13 protein-coding genes are annotated in these 17,353 nt (G+C 65.0%); 11 read left to right on the top strand and 2 right to left on the bottom strand.

What is annotated here, in order from left to right; translation table 11 throughout:
• Positions 1–2: 2 nt before the first annotated feature.
• Positions 3–962: an RHS repeat-associated core domain-containing protein gene (locus QP457_RS05430; RefSeq protein ID WP_205405030.1), complete on the bottom strand. Its 960-nt coding sequence runs from the start codon at positions 960–962 to the stop codon at positions 3–5.
• A 3-nt stretch (positions 963–965) separates the two neighbouring features.
• Entirely contained in the window at positions 966–6,296 is a 5,331-nt protein-coding gene (locus QP457_RS05425) for an RHS repeat protein (RefSeq protein ID WP_205405031.1), read from the bottom strand.
• Positions 6,297–6,537: 241 nt separating this feature from the next.
• On the opposite strand from QP457_RS05425, the gene QP457_RS05420 reads away from it, so the two are divergent.
• The 11 genes from QP457_RS05420 (at position 6,538) to QP457_RS05370 (ending at position 17,342) form a co-directional block, all read left to right on the top strand.
• On the top strand, positions 6,538–7,077 hold the full coding sequence (locus QP457_RS05420) for a GNAT family N-acetyltransferase (protein ID WP_099819290.1): 540 nt from the start codon (positions 6,538–6,540) through the stop codon (positions 7,075–7,077).
• A complete protein-coding gene (locus tag QP457_RS05415; protein WP_088101588.1) occupies positions 7,074–7,406 on the top strand; it encodes a non-heme iron oxygenase ferredoxin subunit in 333 nt (110 codons plus the stop codon). Before QP457_RS05420 ends, QP457_RS05415 begins: the two co-directional genes overlap by 4 nt.
• A 162-nt stretch (positions 7,407–7,568) precedes the next feature.
• Positions 7,569–7,976, top strand: a complete 408-nt coding sequence (locus QP457_RS05410; protein WP_205405032.1) for a hypothetical protein — start codon at positions 7,569–7,571, stop codon at positions 7,974–7,976.
• 154 nt (positions 7,977–8,130) lie between these two features.
• Positions 8,131–10,413 carry a TonB-dependent siderophore receptor gene (locus QP457_RS05405; RefSeq protein WP_180163803.1) on the top strand — a complete coding sequence of 761 codons (2,283 nt, stop codon included), beginning with the start codon at positions 8,131–8,133 and terminating at the stop codon, positions 10,411–10,413.
• Positions 10,414–10,483: 70 nt separating this feature from the next.
• Positions 10,484–11,203, top strand: coding sequence for a tetratricopeptide repeat protein (locus QP457_RS05400; RefSeq protein WP_180163802.1), 720 nt, complete (start codon positions 10,484–10,486; stop codon positions 11,201–11,203).
• A gap of 10 nt (positions 11,204–11,213) precedes the next feature.
• Positions 11,214–11,891, top strand: coding sequence for a Fe2+-dependent dioxygenase (locus tag QP457_RS05395; RefSeq protein ID WP_205405033.1), 678 nt, complete (start codon positions 11,214–11,216; stop codon positions 11,889–11,891).
• 172 nt (positions 11,892–12,063) lie between these two features.
• Positions 12,064–12,459, top strand: coding sequence for a hypothetical protein (locus tag QP457_RS05390; protein ID WP_205405034.1), 396 nt, complete (start codon positions 12,064–12,066; stop codon positions 12,457–12,459).
• A gap of 149 nt (positions 12,460–12,608) precedes the next feature.
• A complete protein-coding gene (locus QP457_RS05385; RefSeq protein WP_205405035.1) occupies positions 12,609–15,029 on the top strand; it encodes a TonB-dependent receptor in 2,421 nt (806 codons plus the stop codon).
• Positions 15,030–15,265: 236 nt separating this feature from the next.
• The gene (locus QP457_RS05380) at positions 15,266–15,901 is read left to right on the top strand and encodes a PepSY-associated TM helix domain-containing protein (RefSeq protein ID WP_180163798.1); all 636 of its coding nucleotides are present in this window, start codon (positions 15,266–15,268) and stop codon (positions 15,899–15,901) included.
• 41 nt (positions 15,902–15,942) lie between these two features.
• Positions 15,943–16,461 carry a DUF2271 domain-containing protein gene (locus QP457_RS05375; RefSeq protein ID WP_032975835.1) on the top strand — a complete coding sequence of 173 codons (519 nt, stop codon included), beginning with the start codon at positions 15,943–15,945 and terminating at the stop codon, positions 16,459–16,461.
• A 77-nt stretch (positions 16,462–16,538) separates the two neighbouring features.
• Entirely contained in the window at positions 16,539–17,342 is an 804-nt protein-coding gene (locus QP457_RS05370; protein WP_205405036.1) for a DUF4198 domain-containing protein, read from the top strand.
• The last annotated feature ends 11 nt before the right edge of the window (positions 17,343–17,353 follow it).

The following is a 17,353-nucleotide window of genomic DNA, read 5'->3' as shown; positions in this document are numbered from 1 at the left end:
TCCTACTTCAACTTATCGTTTACAAGTGGCTCCAGATCGCCTGATGAACTGACCGCCGCGCCGACGGCATTGGCCGCTGTTTGGACGGGATTGGAGTACTTAAACCCAGGAGTGGCCTCCTTTATACCCTGCATCAGATTTCCTGTCGCAGCTCGCTCAGTCTGTGTCATTCCAGCACTCGCACTTCTAGCCGCTACGCCAGGCGCTGCAGAAACAGCTGCCCCTAAGCCAGCAGTTCCTCCACTCAAGGCGGCGCCCTTCGCAACCTCGGATACAGAAGCGGTCTTACCTTCAAGTTGGGCATTTGCCTGGGCTGAAACCGCACCGACGGCTGCATTTCCAACCACGTTTGCAGCAATGGTTCCACCGGTAGTGGCAGCGGTGCTTGCAACGGCACTTACCCCACCACTTAGCGCGCCAGCCACTGTTGCGACAGCAACTTGCCCCCATTTTACTTGAGAGAATCTTTCGCCCACCGACCCTTCCGCCATAGCCATTTGAACACCGATGTTCACAACTGCGCCTATTGGCGCACCCCACAAGCACTGGGGGCAGCGCCCATCCGGATCTGTGAACTTGTAGGGGTTGTTGTAAGCGTAGGCGTAGCGGCTCAAGTGGCGCATATCGCCCCCTTCAACCGTTACCGGGTCAACGCTCAGGAAAGTCCCTAACGCCGGATCCATGTACCGCTGCTGCATGTAACTCAGCCCGGTCTCAGAGTCCGTCACATGCCCCGTGTATCCCGGCCCATCTTTCAACGGCCGGTTAGCCACCTCACCATACGGCTCGTACACCGTACGCTCGATGACATTTCCACTGGCATCGGTGATCGCCACCGGTGACCCCAGTGCGTCAGTGTGGATGTACTCGACCACTTCCTGGGCGGTAGCCGGCGCCATACAGGCCGCCAGCACCACCACCGCGAGTACCACCTGAATCAACAGCGAAGAGAGTCCATTCATGGCTTAGTCCCAGCTCAGTACACCTTGGGTGACGGGATGATCGGCTGACCATGGCGAGCAGCCGCCTGCATTGCAGGCGCGCACGCGGTAGTCACCGGCGCAGTAGGCAGCACCATTGGCGCTCACATAAGCCTTGGGCCCGGTGTACAGTCGCTTGCCGCCGCCGCCGCTCTCAAGCTGGAACTCGGTGGCATCGGCCACTTGGTTCCAACCCACCGAGCACTGCACCTGATAGGGCGCCTTGCGGGTGGTCAGCCATTCGGCCAGATAGAAATGGGGCGTTCCCGGCGGAAGTGCGACGACAACCGTCGCAATCCCCGAGTAGGGGCTGCACCCCGCAAAGTTGCAGGCTCTCACCCGGTAGGCATAGCTGCCTTTTCCACGGCTGGCACCAAAGCTGTTCGCGCCTCCGTTATGCACCACCGTCCAACCACCGCCGTTGGCGCTCTCCTCCAGGATGAAGCTCTCGCTGTTGGCAGGCACAGACCAGCTGAAGCTGTACTGCGGCACATTCACCAGCCCCGGAGCGCTGATCACCGGCTCGATCGTCGGCGCGCCGATCACGGCAACCATTGCAGACCCTGACCATGGCCCACAGCCTGCTCCGTTGCAGGCCGCGACGCGGTAGGCGTAGCTCCCCACTCCCCGCGCGGGGGTTGCAAAGGACACCACGTGTGCGTCCGCCAACGTCACCCAACCGCCGCCATTGGTGCTTTCCTGCAACGTGTAACGGTCAGCCCCGCCAATCCCGTTCCAGCCGATGCCAATGCTGCCGGGCGCCGAACGAGCCGGCGCTGATACTCCCGGAGCACTCGCAGGCGGATAGACCACCGTCACTGCACCAGTTGCGCTGTATCCCGTGCATCCCACCGGATTACACGCCCGAACCCGGTAGCTATAGCTGCCTGCCCCCTTCCCACTGAAGGCCTTGGACTGGCCGATGGCGTTGTGCACCTGGGTCCATGCGCCGCCATTGGCGCTTTCCTCCAGTTCATAACGCTCGGCCCCGGAAGCCGCAGACCAACCCACGCTGTAACTACCATTGAAGGCCGTGGCCGGCACGTTCAAGGTCGGCACCGTGGACGGCGCCAACGCCACAGCCACTGACGCAACGTTGCTCCATCCGCCGCACACCGCGCGACAGCCGCGCACCCGGAACTGATAGGTACCCGTGACCAGGCCAGTGCTGGTGAACGATTGCGCCGCGCCGTCGAAGATCTTGCTCCACGTGCCCGCCAAGGCACGCTGCAGTTCGTAGCGGTTGGCGCCACCAGCCAGGCTCCAGGTCAGATTCACGCTGCCCTGGGTGATGTAGCCCGGCGCACTCAGCGCGGGAACGCTGGGCGCGGCCTCACCGTGCACCTGGGCAACCAGACTGCCGGACAGGTAGAGGTAGTCTGTCTGCTTGCCGGTACGCTCGTTGCGCTGGAAACGCAGCACGCCGCCGTTGTCGTAGAACGAATAGATCGCGCCCGTGCCGCTTGCGCTGGCTTTCACTCGACGCCCATGGGCGTCGTACTCATAACTCTCTGCCGTACCTGCCGCACGCAGCCGGTTGCCGTAGTCAAATGTGAAGGTCTGACCATTGCGCACCGAGAGGTTTCCCTGCACGTCATAGCCCAGGCCGGTTACGGTTGCCCCGGTGCCGGTTTCGATCACGTTGACCAAGCGGTTGGTCGGATCGAAGTAATGCGTACGATCACGGCTGCCGACCTTGGCCCGACGCAGGTTGTCCAGCGCATCATATTCATACAGCGCATTGCCGAAGCCCGGCGCAGTGACCGCGCGCAGCCGGTCCAATCCGTCATAGGTCATGTCCCGATTGCCGGGCGCGCCGGGCAGGCCATCCGATATGGCCATCACGTTGCCACCGGCGTCGTAGTCGTAGCTGTCATCCAGGACCGCAGCCGCGGCCGTGGCGTCGCGGCTGCGGTCCGGCAGGCCGCGGGCATTCTGGGTCAATGTGTGCACGATTCCGTTGCCATACACGAAACGCGCCAGCGCGCCATTGGCGAAGTAGCTGGCTTCCTTCGCATAGCCGCCGACAGTGGTCGCTCGACCCAGTGCATCTGGCGCATAGCTGACCACACGCCCACCCGGGTAAGTGTTGCTGGCCAGCGTGCCGTTGGCATCGTAGCCATAGGCCAGGCTCAGATTGCCGAAGTCCGGATGTTGCAGGGTTTCGCCGCTGAGCAGGCGGCGACGGTTGTACTGGTAGCGGTTGACGGCCGTCGGCCGGGCCGGGTCGTTCTGCGTGCTGATTTCGACCGGCAATCCGTCCGCCGTGTAGGACCAGATCTGGTTTCCACGGCCGTCCGGGAAGATCAGTGTCGACAGGCGGTTGGCGGCGTCATAGCTGCGCTTCACCGCGCGCCCGCTGGCAAGCGCCTCGGTGCGATTGCAGTCGGTGGTGCTGGTCAAACCCGTTCCGGCAGCCGACCACAGAACATTGCCGGCAGCATCGTAGTCCTGCACCGTCGCCCCGGTTTCCGGCTCAATGGTCTTGCACAGCTGCTGATAACCGTCATAGACATAACGGCGGGTCAGCGCCTGGCTGCCGTCGGCGCTGCGACGGGTGATCGCCAGCGGTTTGCCGAGTACGTCGCGCTGGATCTCGGTCACTACGCCTTCCGGGTGCTGCAATGCCAAGGGCATTTCGTAGGTCGGCTGGTCATAGGCCAGGTGCCGTGTTGTGGTCGACTGGCCACGGGGATTGGTCACCTTCACCGAAAGATTGCCCACGTACTCGGTGCGCGTGGCCAATGCACCGAGCTCGGACGATTGACTGACCACGACAGGGCGCCCCAACGCGTCGTACTGCGTCGTGGTACCAGCCAGTGCAGCATTGATATCGGAGAACTGCCGCGTCGGATACGACGCAAACACCGTCTTGCCACTGGTGTCGTAGCGGGTCACCACGGCACTGTCCAGCACGTTGTTGGCGTTCTCGGTCACCAGCACCGGCCGGAACATGGCGTCCAGATAGGTATCCGTGCGCCGCCCGCCCTGCGTGCGGGAGTGTTTCCATGCGCCGGCAGGCACCCCCAGCTGCGCACCGCCCAGCCGCTGCAGGTCCATGGTCACGCCATTCCAGTTCACGCTGTCGCCGCTCGGGAACTGCTGGCTGCGCAGGCGCCCCATGCTGTCGTAGCTGAAGCTGGTGGTTGCGCCGGTCTCGTCGGTCAGCGAGGTGATCCAACCGTTGTCGTCGACGGCGACAGTGCGCACCGCACCGTTGGGCGCTTCAGGTGTGGCTGGCAGCCGCAGTTGCTGCGGAATGCCGCGTTTCCATGCTGACAGATGGCTGGTGTTGCCGCGGCCATCGGCTACCGACGCCACAGTACCATCGGCCGCATAGGTCACCTGCTGCGCCAGGCGGCCGAATGCATAGGCGCGCAGCGGCAACGCAGTGGCGGTGTCGAACTCGGTGCGCGACTGCTCAATACCATTGAGGACACTGCGCGCGGCCTGGCCATTCAACCATAGCGTCGGATTGTCGTAGTAGGTCGTGGTGCTGGTACGGCTCTGTCCGGCGGAATTCGCTTCGACGACGGTGACTTCGCGGACGAAGGCGTCAAAGCTCTGCACCGTACGGGTGAACTGCACGCCATCCTGATTCACGCTTGTGCTCTGCACTGGGCGATTCAGGTGCTCACCCAACTCCCTGGCGCCGTATTTGAGATTCCGTCCTGCCTCATGCGGGAACGGTGCGCTGGCAAGCTGCGCGTCCGGGTAGTAGTTGTTGCGCTCCGTGCGAACCACCGCGCCGCCAGAGCTGGTGGTCGTGGACAGCAGTAGACCGTCGTTGTAGCCGACTTCCTTACCGAATTCGTATGTCCGGATGACCCCATCCGGCAGGGTTTCAATCGTTATCTTTGGTTCCGCCTGCCCCACCGGGATCATCGGCCACCCAGCCTCGTGGACCCTTCTGTCGTACTCCCACCCCAGATTTGTATACTGATAGTTCCATTGAGCCGTAGGCATGCCGGGGCCACTGATGGTTTTGACAACCAGCGACATCGCGTCACGATAGATGGGCGTGAGATTCCAACCATCAGCCAGCAACTGCTCATCGCCTGATGTCTGGCAATTGAACGGCACGTTCTTGCGCCCATGCCGGAACGGCCGGAAGACGAAGGTTCCCACCGCACCGGATGGATGCGTGATGGAGGCTGTAACTTCCGTCTGCACGATCTTGTTCGTCTTCGCGCAGAGGGCCGGGGTTTCCATGTAGTCACTCACGGGCTGCCCGGTGTACTCCTGGTACTTCTTCGTCACATAGACCGGCGGCAGGTTGTAGCCCCAAGCCGTCCCATCCGGCAAGGTGACCGACTGCAATACACCGGTCGGAGCATAACCATATGTCCAGGTTCGGCCCGCTGCCGCCGCTGATGCGATGCGCCCTTGGGAATCATAGGAAAGGCTGATGCTGCGCCCATCGTTGGCGACCATTCGATCCAATCGCCCACCACTCCACTCGTAGCGGACCCAGTTGCCGAAACGATCAACGACCTGCGAAGGATAAAGGAAGACCTTTTTTCGCTTCAGGGTGGCATGGGTGATCGTGTCGTAGGGCTGAAGAACAGCAGACTCGTTCTCGCGCGCCACCATCCAGTCAAAGTAGTACTTGGTTCCGTCTGGCGCGTGCCCCAGGAAACCTTGGCCCGGCTGACCACTCTTGAGCGAACTGAGGCAGGAGAAGAACCACCCCGATTTGGTATTCCAAGGCGTCGCCGCGCCAACCTGCGGCATGGGCTGGCGCGCGTCTCCGCTGCCTGCAAGGACGGTTTCACCGCCTCCGCCGGGTAGCGAAAGCCTTACTCCCTCCCAATAGGTGTAGGGGGCAAAACTGATGGTCTGGGTATGCTTGTAGTTCCATACATCCAACGACGGGGGAGCGGAAACTGTCGAGCAACGTGCGCTTGGTGTCCAATGCCCGCCGACCGCGGTTTCGGGCTGGTCTCCATATGTGCCTGAAAGTGATGGGATGTCCAGATCCCAGTTTCCATACTCCTTGTCGTTTGCACTGCCGCTGACGTCCCCGTAACTGCGGCTGAGCGAAATCGCGAGCCCGCCGTTGCCCGGAATCGAAATATCCGTGGCCTTGAAGCTGATCGAACCGTCATACAGGTTCACCTGCTCACCAAAGATCTCGCCCTTCAAGGGTTCGACCAGGTCGCCGTACTTCAAGCGCTTGTCATATTCCTGACGCCAAGTCGGCACGATCTGGGCGGAGGCGGGAACCGGTGCCAGTACGCAGAAGGCCAGTGCTGTCAGAAGCAGGCCTTTGATGGCGTTTGCCGCGCGCGGATGAGCAATGAGCCATGCTTGCATGAAGATCCTCCCTGGATCGACCTTCCTTGAGAGCCCCGCCCACATCGCGCCACTGTCGATGCTCAGATCGGACGTTGCCCACTCCGGCAGACAACCACACGCTTGAACACGGTGGGCGGGCATTGTTTCATTTATGAATGAAAAATGAAGGCCGTGTCAACAAGGCGTATCGGACACACTTGGCAAAGCCAGCCAGATCAGCAACCTCCCCGCCTGCCCCCACGCCACCTAAAATGCCCGCATGAGCACCCTGACCTTCCGCGCCGCCACGTCGGCCGACATCCCCGCCCTGATCACCCTGGTCACCTCGGCCTACCGCGGCGACGCCAGCCGCGTTGGCTGGACCACCGAAGCCGACCTGCTGGACGGCGCCCGCGTCGACGCCGCAGGCATCCAGGGCGACCTGGACCGCCCGCGCTCGACCATCCTGCTGGCCGAACGCGACGGCCAGCTCGTGGCCTGCGCCCACGTCGCCGATGTCGACGGCAAGGGCTACTTCGGCATGTTCTCGGTCGACCCGGCCCAGCAGGGCGGTGGCGTCGGCAAGCAGCTGATGGACGCCGCCGAAGCCCATGCCGCACGCGAATGGAACGTGCCGGTGATGCAGATGACGGTGATCGACGTGCGCGATGAACTGATCGCCTTCTATGAGCGCCGCGGTTACCAGCGCACCGGCATCAAGAAGCCGTTCCCGTATGGCGACGAACGCTTCGGCATTCCCAAGCGCGACGACCTGCGCTTCGAGATCCTGGAAAAGCCACTGGCCGGAGCCACCGCGTGAGCGAGGCCTGGACCTTTGTCTGCGCCGGCGCCGAACTGCTGCCGGGCGAAATGAAGAGCGTGTTCGACGAAGTGACCGGTACGCCGATCGTGGTGTTCAACCTCGACGGCGAACTGTACGCGCTGGAAGACCAGTGCACGCATGAGGAATTCGAGCTGTCCTCGGGTGAGTTCAACACAACCGAAGGCAGCGTCGAATGCGTGCTGCATGGCGCCCGCTTCGACGTGCGTGACGGCCGCGCCCTGTGTGCGCCGGCCTATACGGCGGTGCCGAAGTTTCCGGTGAAGCGCGAGCACGACGCGGTGTGGACGCGCGACGACCGCGATTGAAGTTCAAGGCATCCACCCATGGGGTGGATCTACTGGAAACAGTCTGAGGGGCCTTTCAGGGGCCCTGCGGGCCACCCGGAACCGGATGCCGGGCCCGTACATGCGAATCATTATCGTTGATGTTATCCTACGTAACATCTTCGTAATGCCCCCGCCTGCGCCATGGCTTCGTCCGCGCCCTCCGCCACGCTGTGCCAGCTCGCCCGTCAGGGGTGGCCGCTGCTCGTGGCCGCGCTGCTGACGCTGCTGCTGGGCTGGTCGGCGCTGCACGAAGGACGCGGCGGTGGCCACGCCGCCAACGCTGGCTGGCAGGCGCATCTGCAGGATATCGAGCAGGTCGCTCCGCTGCCGGCCCCTTCCGGCGATGAATGCCCGCACCACGCCGCCCCCGCCCCGGAACCTCCGGTGGATGGTGAAGGCGGTACGCCCTGCGCCGGCACAGCCCCGCCGCGTGCTGCGCTGGTGGCCCACATTCCGTTGTGGCACTCCGACGCCTTGCGCTGGCAGCTGCACGACCCCTCGCTGCGCCTGAATCCCGGCCACGCACCTCCGGCACCGCGCGCCATCTGAGGCGCCCTGCGGCCGTTGCCGCGCGCCTGATTGCGTTTCCGGCCAGCCGAGCATGGCTCGGCTCCATAGAACCCACCTCCTGCCTGCCGCCGCGCGCCCAGCCGTGCTGGCCGGCCCTCGCTCATTCCCCATCCAAGCCACCGCCAATCTACCCATGACCCACATCAAGACCCGCAAGTACGCACCTCGCGTTTCGGTACTGGCCACCGCCACCCTCGCCGCCGGCTTCGCGCCGCTGGCGGCACAGGCGGCCGACGACGCCGGCGCCAGCCAGGCCACCGAACTGGACAAGGTCCAGGTGCGCGGCAGCTGGTTCAACCCGTCCTCGCCGAAGTTCACCGCTGCGCTGCTGGACACCCCGAAGTCGGTCTCGATCGTCTCGGAAAAGCTGATCGCCGAAACCGGTGCGACCAACCTGCAGGATGCGCTGCGCATGGTTCCTGGCATCACCTTCGGTGCCGGCGAAGGCGGCAACCCGACCGGTGACCGCCCCTTCATCCGCGGCTTCGACTCGCAGAGCAACATGTTCGTCGATGGCCTGCGCGACGTCGGTTCGCAGACCCGCGAAGTGTTCGACCTGGAGCAGGTGGAAGTGGTCAAGGGCCCGAGCTCGGCCTACGGCGGCCGTGACTCCGGTGGTGGCAGCCTCAACCTGGTCAGCAAGACGCCGAAGCTGAAGAACGAGACCACTGCCAGCATGGGCATCGGTACCGACAGCTACGCACGCGGCACCGTGGATGCCAACTACGTGCTGGCCGATGGCATCGCCGCACGCCTGAACCTGATGAAGCACGAGTCGGACATCGCCGGTCGTGACGCGGCCAACGTCAGCCGCTGGGGCATCGCGCCGTCGATCGCGTTCGGCCTGAACGGCCCGGCGCAGCTGATCGCCAGCCACTACCACATGCAGAGCGACGACCTGCCCGACGCGGGCGGCTTCCCGTACGGCAACCCGAACGGCGCACCGGTGTCGAAGTGGGTCGACGGCCGCCCGATGGTGCCCGACCGCAACAACTACTACGGCCTGGTGGATCGCGATTTCCAGCGCACCCGCGCCGACATCAGCACCCTGGACGGCAGCTACGACTTCGGTGGCCACAAGCTGCGCAACATCGCGCGCCTGGGCAACACCAGCAACGATTACCTGTGGACCCAGCCGGACGACAGCCAGGGCAACCCGAACAACTACGGCACCTTGTGGCGCCGTACCAACAGCCGCGCCGTCGACGTCAAGAGCTTCGCCGACCAGCTGAGCCTGACCGGTGCGTTCCAGACCGGTGCGCTGAAGCACAGCTACAGCGCCGGCCTGGAATACAGCGACGAGAAGATGACCCGCGGCAGCTACCTGATGACCCCGGGCACCAGCAACCCGCTGACCAACAGCAGCAAGTGCCCGACCACCGGCGCGGCCACCGGCTACAACTGCACCAGCTTCGACAACCCGAACCCGAACGATCCGTGGGCGGCCACCCATGCGGTGTACCGCAGCGACAAGGCGCTGGACGTCGAGCAGCGCACCAAGACCACGTCTGCCTACCTGTTCGACACCATCGAACTGAACGCGCAGTGGATGATCAACGTCGGCCTGCGTTACGACGACTTCTCCACCACCCTGACCACCCCGGTGGCCGGCAAGGCGCCGACCCGCGTGCGCAACGACAATGACTTCCTGAACTACCAGGCCGGCATCGTCTTCAAGCCGGCTGCCAACGGCAGCATCTACCTGTCCTACGGCACCTCCTCCACCCCGCCGGGCATGGACGGTGGCGACGGTTCCGATGGCCTCAGCGCCGCCGTGGCCGACCTCAAGCCTCAGGAAACCAAGAACCTCGAACTGGGCACCAAGTGGGACCTGTTCGACAACCGCCTGAACCTGACCGCTGCGATCTTCCACACCGTGATGGACAACGCACGCGTAACCGTGGACAACGGCACCAGCCAGAACGCCGGCAAGAAGGAAATCAACGGTGTGGAACTGGGCTTCACCGGGCAGCTGACCGACGCCTGGAGCCTGTACGGCGGCTACACCTACCTGGATTCGGAACTGAAGGACAACGGCTTCGTCTGCGCCGTGTCCGGCCGCACCTGCCCGTCCAACGTCTACGTGCCCTCGCCCTACAACGGCAACGTGTTCCCCAACACCGCCAAGCACAGCGCCACGCTGTGGACCACCTACCGCTTCCCGTTCGGCCTGACCGTCGGCGCCGGCGCCAACTACTCCGACAAGCAGTACGGTGATGTGGCCAACACCAAGTGGATCCCCAGCTACACCCGCTTCGATGCGATGGCCAGCTACGCGATCCAGGACAACATCAGCCTGCAGTTGAACGTGCAGAACCTGACCGACAAGACCTACTTCACCAAGGCCTATGCGTCGCACTACGCGAGCATCGCCCCGGGTCGTTCTGCCACCCTGGCACTGAACGTGAAGTTCTGATGTAACCCGCAACACCCGCACGGCGGCAGGATCTCCTGCCGCCGTTTTTGTTTCCGGCGATACTCCGCGCATGGCTTCCAACACCCCGTTTGATTCCGACGTCCTGGCAGACCTGCTGCTGCACGACCCGCAGGCCGCCTTTGCGCGCGTGCGCGATGCGGCACAGGCCGGGCAGGTCGAGGCGCAGCTGCTGCTCGCGCAGATGCATATGGAAGGCAAAGGCACGCCGGAAGATGCTGCTGCGGCCCTGCTCTGGTACGAGACCGCAGCCAATAACGGCGCGCCGATGGCGATGAACATGCTCGGCCGCTGCCACGAGCTGGGCCAGGGCACCACCGCCAATCCTTCGCTTGCCGCGGTCTGGTACCGGCGCGCGGCCGACACCGGTCTGGACTGGGGCCTGTACAACCTGGCCAACCTGCTGGCCACCGGCCGTGGCGTGCCGCAGGACCGCGCACAGGCGCTCGCGCTGTATACCCGCGCGGCGCATCTGGGCCACGCCAAGTCGATGAACCTGCTGGCCCGGCATCTGGAAGATGGACTGGACACCGGACGCGATCCGCAGGCCGCGCTGGCGTGGTACCGGCGCGCGGCCGAGGCCGGTGATTTCCGCGGCCAGGCCAACTACGCCTCGATCCTGCTGCAGGCCGGTGAGATCGAACAGGCCGTGCACTGGCTACGGCTGGCGCTGCAGCACGGTAGTCCCGCCTTCATGGCGCATATCGTGCCCGAGCTGGCCGCCTCACCCCACCCGCAGGTGCGCGCCCTGGTCGCACCGTCCGCTTGCTGAGGACTTCCGCATGCTGCTGCACATCCCCGACATCCTCAGCGCCGGACAGGTGGCTGATATCCGCCGCAGGCTCGATGCGGCCGACTGGACCGATGGCCGCGAGACCGTCGGCCACCTCGGCGCACAGGCCAAGCACAACCAGCAGCTGCCGGACGCCTCGCCCCTGCGCCGCGAACTGGGCGAAATCATTCTGGTGGCACTGGCACGGCACCCGCTGTTCTTCAGCGCCGCGCTGCCGTTGAAATACCTGCCACCACGCTTCAACCGCTACAGCGGCGGCGGCACCTACGGCTTCCACGTCGATGGCGCGGTGATGAACCTGGCCAACGGCGAGCAGCTGCGCTCGGACATCTCGTGCACGCTGTTCCTGTCCGACCCGGACGAGTACGACGGCGGCGAACTGATCATCAGTGACACCTACGGCGAGCATGAAGTGAAACTGCCGGCCGGTGATCTGATCGTGTATCCCTCCAGCAGCCTGCACAAGGTCAACCCGGTCACCCGCGGTACGCGCGTGGCCTCGTTCTTCTGGGTGCAGAGCATGGTCCGCGACGATGTGCAGCGTCGCCTGCTGTGGGAGATGGACACCTCCATCGAGCGCCTGCGGCAGACCGATGGCGATGCCGACGCGGTGCTGCAGCTGACCGGCGTGTACCACAACCTGCTGCGACGCTGGAGCGAGGTCTGAGCCGATCAGGCCACCCCTGCGACAACTTGGCAATCATTCTCATTTGCAACGGCTAACGGGTCTCATTACAATCACGCCCCGTTGACGCCGGATGTTCCGGCCAGCCAGGGATTTCCGCTTGCGCCGCCCGTTCCGCCCCCGCCCGCTTCGGCTTGTACAGCTCGGCACCGCCATGCGCGGCCGTCGGCCTGCGCTGGCCAGCCTGCTGGCGTGGGTGGCGATGTTGACGCTGTTGCTGGGCACCCTGCCCTTGCTGCCGGTGGCCCACGCTGCTGCCGCTCAGGCGCTGCAGCAACCGCTGGAAGAGCGCGGCGGCGAAGGCCCCCTGCAGGAAGAAGCGCCGGCCAAGCTGCGGCGCTGCGCATCGGCACCGGCCAAGTCCACTGACAAACCGGCGCCGCCGCTGCTGCTGGCCAGCCACTGGCTACGTACCGAACTTGATCTGGTTCCCTCCGCGTCGGCTCCGTCCGGCGCGCGTCCGCACTGGCCGTTGGCCGCACCAGACATGCCCTGGGCCGATGCGCCCGGGCGTCGCCAGCAACGCGGCCAGGCGCCGCCGCTCGCCTGATCCACGGCACGCTGTGACCGCCTGCGCGGTTGCATCGGCTCGCCGCTGCCTGCTTCACCTCTGCCGCCCCTGACCGGGCCCTCCCTGCCCCTGTCGTGCGCGCTCCGCGCCCGGCATCGCGCTGTCCTGCATCCTTCGAGGTATCTGCCATGGCCCAGCGCCATCGTGTCCGTTCGTCCCTGTCCCGCCACCTGTTGACCAGCGCCGTGCTGGCCGCCGTCGCGGCTCCCGCCTACGCCAGTGGTGCCGCCAGCGGCGCACCGCAGACCCTGGACAAGGTGGTGGTGACCGCCTCCGGTTTCGAGCAGAAAGTGGTCGATGCACCGGCCAGCATCAGCGTGGTCAGCCGCGAAGAGCTGAGCAAGCGCCCCTACACCAGCCTGGTCGACGCCCTGCGCGACGTCGAGGGCATCGACGTCGGCCTGGAAGCCACCGACAAGAACGGCCGCGCCACCATCTCCATGCGCGGCCTGCCGTCCGAATACACCCTGGTGCTGATCGACGGCCGTCGCCAGAGCAACGCCGGCCAGCTGTATCCGAACAACTTCGGCGGTGGCCAGTTCGCCTACCTGCCGCCACTGGATGCGATCGAGCGCATCGAAGTGGTGCGTGGCCCGATGTCCACGCTGTACGGCTCGGATGCGATGGGCGGCGTCATCAACATCATCACCCGCCGCAACCAGGACAGCTGGCACGGCGCGGTCACCCAGGGCTTCACCGTGCAGCAGGACGATCAGTTCGGCGATGCGCGCAGCACCGACGTGTACCTGAGCGGCCCGCTGGTCAAGGATCGCCTGGGTCTGGCCGTGCGCGGCAGCTACTACGACGCCAAGGCATCCAATCCCGAATGGGATGCACTGACCCTGCCCGACGGCACGCTGTGGGAGCGCAGCATCGGTTTCGGCGGCGGCGGCAAGTCGGTGGCCAACACCAACTGGAACACCGGCGTGCGCCTGAACTTCCACGTCAACGACGATCACGAGCTGTGGCTGGACTATGACGTCTCACGCCAGAAGTACGACAACAGCGAGGGCCAGACCGGCACGCTGGACAGCCTGGCCAGCCTGTGGCGCGTGGGCAACGCGGTGATTCCGAACCCGAATGGCAACGGCACCGTCACCCGCCGCGTGGTGCAGCCGCGCGTGGGCTACACCGCCTACCAGCGCTATGAGCGTGACCAGCTGTCGCTGACCCATCAGGGTCGCTACAGCTTCGGCACCTGGCAGACCTCGCTGACCCACAGCAAGAGCAACAACCTCGGCCGCTCGCTGCCGCTGACGCTGGACGAGCGCGCCGGCCTGCAGACCCTGTGGAACGACGTCTGCCGCCGCACCGGTGCCGCCAACAACTGTGCCGCCGGCCGCAACAACGCGCTGGGTGCACTCAACGCCAGCGAACAGGCACGCCTGCAAGCATTCCTGCCGCGTCCGCTGCGCACCATGGAGCTGGAAGGCTACGTGCTGGACACCATGCTCGACCTGGACTTCGACGCACACAAGCTGACCGTGGGCGGCCAGTACAACGACACCGACATGGTCGACGGCGTGTTCGGCATGGACGGTGCCGGCTACCGCAGCAACACCAGGCAGAAGCACCGCATGTGGGCGCTGTTCGCCGAGGACAACTGGTCGCTGACCGACACCCTGACCGCCACCTTCGGCCTGCGCTACGACGACCACAACATCTTCGGCAGCCATGTCAGCCCGCGCGGCTACCTGGTCTGGAACGCGACCGATGCATGGACCTTCAAGGGCGGCGTCAGCACCGGCTACAAGACCCCGCGTCCGGACCAGCTGTTCCCCGGCATCACCGGCTTCGGTGGCCAGGGTGTGCTGCCGCTGGTGGGTTCGCCCAACCTGAAGCCGGAAACCAGCACCAACTACGAGCTGGCCGCGTACTACGAGGGCCAGCGCTGGGGCTTCAACGTCACCGGTTTCATCAACAAGTTCGAAGACAAGATCGCCAGCGGCGGCACGTTCCCCAACTGCGAGGTGTCACCTGCCGGCAGTGGCTACTGCGTGGACATCGGCCCGGGCTGGGCCTCGCTGGGCTACAGCACCTTCACCCAGAGCGTGAACATCGACAAAGCCGAAACACGTGGCGCGGAACTGGCCGGCCACGTCGACCTGCTGGACAACCTGCAGCTGCGCGGCAACTACACCTGGACCAAGAGCGAGCAGACTGCCGGCTCCGGCAAGGGCCTGCCGATCACCGGCACCATGCCGGCCAAGCACATGGCCAACGCCAGCCTCAACTGGCAGCTCAACGATGCGATCAGCCTGTCGTTGATCGGCGAAGGCCGCTACGACCGCTATCGCGACACGATCCTCGATGCCGCCGGTGCCAGCCACACCCGCTACTACGAGGACTACACGATCTTCCACCTCGGTGGCAGCTGGAAGGCGACGCAGTGGCTGACGGTCAACGCGCGGGTCAACAACCTGTTCGACAAGAACTTCGTCTCGCAGTCGTGCCTGCTGACCAGCCCCAGCGAATACAACTGCGTGGACGACTACGCCACCAAGGACCAGCGCCGCAGCTACTGGATCTCGCTCAACGCGAAGTTCTGAGGCCGCGACCGGTAGTGCCGGCCGCTGGCCGGCATCGCCCTGCCCTGGTAGATGCCGACCTTGGTCGGCACCGCCCGGCCTTGGTGGGTGCCTACCTTGGTCGGCACCGCTCCATCCACGCATGGCGTGGATCTACCGGTCCGCACTACCCCTTCAGAGATACACAACGACATCTAATTGCGAGCAATTCTCATCAATGATGTAATGGCCAGTATTCATCCGTCCCGAACCGTGCCGTGAGCCGTCCCGCATCTTCCACCGTGCAGCAGCAGAGCCGCGGCTTCTGGCTGCGTACCCTGCACCAGTGGCACTGGATCAGCTCGGCGGTCTGCCTGATCGGCATGCTGCTGTTCGCGGTGACCGGGCTCACGCTGAATCATGCGGCGAAGATCGAGGCCAAGCCACAGGTGCAGAACCAGCATCTGGAACTGCCGGCCGACGTGCGCGGCCAGCTCGGCACACGCGAGGACGGCAACGCGCCGATCCCGCGCCCGGCCCGGCAATGGCTGGACGAGCAGCTGGGCATTTCCATCGGCGGCCGCCCCGCCGAATGGTCAGCCGAGGAAATCTACCTGTCGCTGCCACGCCCCGGCGGCGACGCCTGGCTGAGCATCGACCGCGAAACCGGCGCAGTGGAGTACGAATCGACCTCGCGCGGCGCGGTGTCCTACCTCAACGACCTGCACAAGGGCCGCAATGCCGGCCCCGCGTGGGGCTGGTTCCTGGACGTGTTCGCCGTGGCCTGCCTGGTGTTCTGCATCACCGGTCTGTTCCTGCTGCACCTGCATGCGCGGCAGCGACGCATGACCTGGCCGCTGGTCGGCCTGGGCCTGATGATTCCGCTGCTGATCGCCCTGCTGCTGATCCATTGAACTTCCACCGTGATTTCCATCCGTTTCTTCGGAGCCGCCCCATGCGCGTCACCCTGACCATCGCCCTCAGCGGCCTGCTGGCCACCTCGCCGGCCTACGCCACCACCCTCGACATCAACGTCGAAGTACCCAAGCTCAACGTGGCCGAGTACCACCGCCCGTATGTGGCAGTGTGGCTGGAAGGCGCCGACCAGAAGGTCGCCGCCAACCTGTCGGTCTGGTACCAGCAGACCAGCAACAGCGAAGGCCATGGCACCAAGTGGCTGCCCGACCTGCGCCAGTGGTGGCGCAAGAGCGGCCGCACCCTGCAGGTGCCGGTGGACGGCGTGACCGGCCCGACCCGTCCCGCCGGCAAGCACGCGCTGTCGTTCAACGACAAGCAGCCGGCGCTGAAGCAGCTGGCCCCGGGCAACTACACCCTGGTGGTGGAAGCGGTGCGCGAAGTCGGCGGCCGTGAACTGCTGAAGATCCCCTTCACCTGGCCGGCCACCGCCGCACAGAACGGCCGCGCGCAGGGCGCCACCGAACTGGGCCAGGTCACCCTCGCCGTCAAACCCTGAAAAGGGGACGGAGGGGATTAAGTCGTAATTCCCTCCGTCCTGTCGCAACGCACCCGATCCTTCCTGGAGTCTTCCGCATGAAGCGCACGCTCGTCCTCGCCGCCGCTCTGGCCGCTGCCCTTCCCTTCTCTGCCCTGGCCCACAAGGCCTGGCTGCTTCCCTCGCAGACCGTGATCGCCGGCAACGCGCCGTGGATCACCGTCGATGGCGCGGTCTCCAATGACCTGTTCTATTTCAACCACGTGCCGCTGCGCCTGGAATCGGTGGTGATCACCGCCCCGGACGGCAGCACCGTGCAGGCGCAGAACGCGTCCACCGGCAAGTACCGCAGCGTGTTCGACGTCGAACTGAAACAGCAGGGCACCTACCGCATCGCCTCGGTCAACGACGGCCTGTCGGCCACCTATGAACTGAATGGCGAGCGCAAGCGCTGGCGCGGCACCGCCGCCACCTTCGGCGAACTGCCCAAGGATGCGAAGAAGCTGGAAGTGAGCCAGTCGGTCGGCCGCGTGGAGACCTTCGTCACCAACGGCGCGCCGAACGACACCGCGCTGAAGCCGACCAACCGCGGCATCGAACTGGTGGCCGTCGGCCACCCGAACGACCTGTTTGCCGGCGAGGAAGCCACCTTCCGCGTACTGGTCGACGGCAAGCCGACCGCTGGCCTGGAGTTCGAGATCGTGCGCGGTGGCACCCGCTACCGCAATGCGCAGGACGAGCAGAAACTGACCAGCGACGCCCAGGGCGAAATCAAGGTGACCTGGCCGGAAGCCGGCATGTACTGGCTGGAAACCGGCACCGAGGACAAGAAGACGTCGGTCAAGCAAGCCGCCAAGCGTCGCCTCAGCTACGTCGCCACGCTGGAAGTGCTGCCGCAGTAAACGCTTCGCTG

This window comes from Stenotrophomonas sp. As-7, assembly GCF_030291015.1.
In the GTDB taxonomy this organism is placed as follows: domain Bacteria; phylum Pseudomonadota; class Gammaproteobacteria; order Xanthomonadales; family Xanthomonadaceae; genus Stenotrophomonas; species Stenotrophomonas lactitubi.
This window is presented reverse-complemented; position numbering and strand designations above follow the sequence as displayed.

Coding starts and splice junctions, on each gene's coding strand:
- QP457_RS05370 (WP_205405036.1), top strand. CDS start 16,539: ATGAAGCGCACGCTCGTCCTCGCCGCCGCTCTGGCCGCTGCCCTTCCC.
- QP457_RS05430 (WP_205405030.1), bottom strand. CDS start 962: ATGAATGGACTCTCTTCGCTGTTGATTCAGGTGGTACTCGCGGTGGTG.
- QP457_RS05400 (WP_180163802.1), top strand. CDS start 10,484: ATGGCTTCCAACACCCCGTTTGATTCCGACGTCCTGGCAGACCTGCTG.
- QP457_RS05395 (WP_205405033.1), top strand. CDS start 11,214: ATGCTGCTGCACATCCCCGACATCCTCAGCGCCGGACAGGTGGCTGAT.
- QP457_RS05375 (WP_032975835.1), top strand. CDS start 15,943: ATGCGCGTCACCCTGACCATCGCCCTCAGCGGCCTGCTGGCCACCTCG.
- QP457_RS05385 (WP_205405035.1), top strand. CDS start 12,609: ATGGCCCAGCGCCATCGTGTCCGTTCGTCCCTGTCCCGCCACCTGTTG.
- QP457_RS05405 (WP_180163803.1), top strand. CDS start 8,131: ATGACCCACATCAAGACCCGCAAGTACGCACCTCGCGTTTCGGTACTG.
- QP457_RS05390 (WP_205405034.1), top strand. CDS start 12,064: ATGCGCGGCCGTCGGCCTGCGCTGGCCAGCCTGCTGGCGTGGGTGGCG.
- QP457_RS05410 (WP_205405032.1), top strand. CDS start 7,569: ATGGCTTCGTCCGCGCCCTCCGCCACGCTGTGCCAGCTCGCCCGTCAG.
- QP457_RS05425 (WP_205405031.1), bottom strand. CDS start 6,296: ATGCAAGCATGGCTCATTGCTCATCCGCGCGCGGCAAACGCCATCAAA.
- QP457_RS05420 (WP_099819290.1), top strand. CDS start 6,538: ATGAGCACCCTGACCTTCCGCGCCGCCACGTCGGCCGACATCCCCGCC.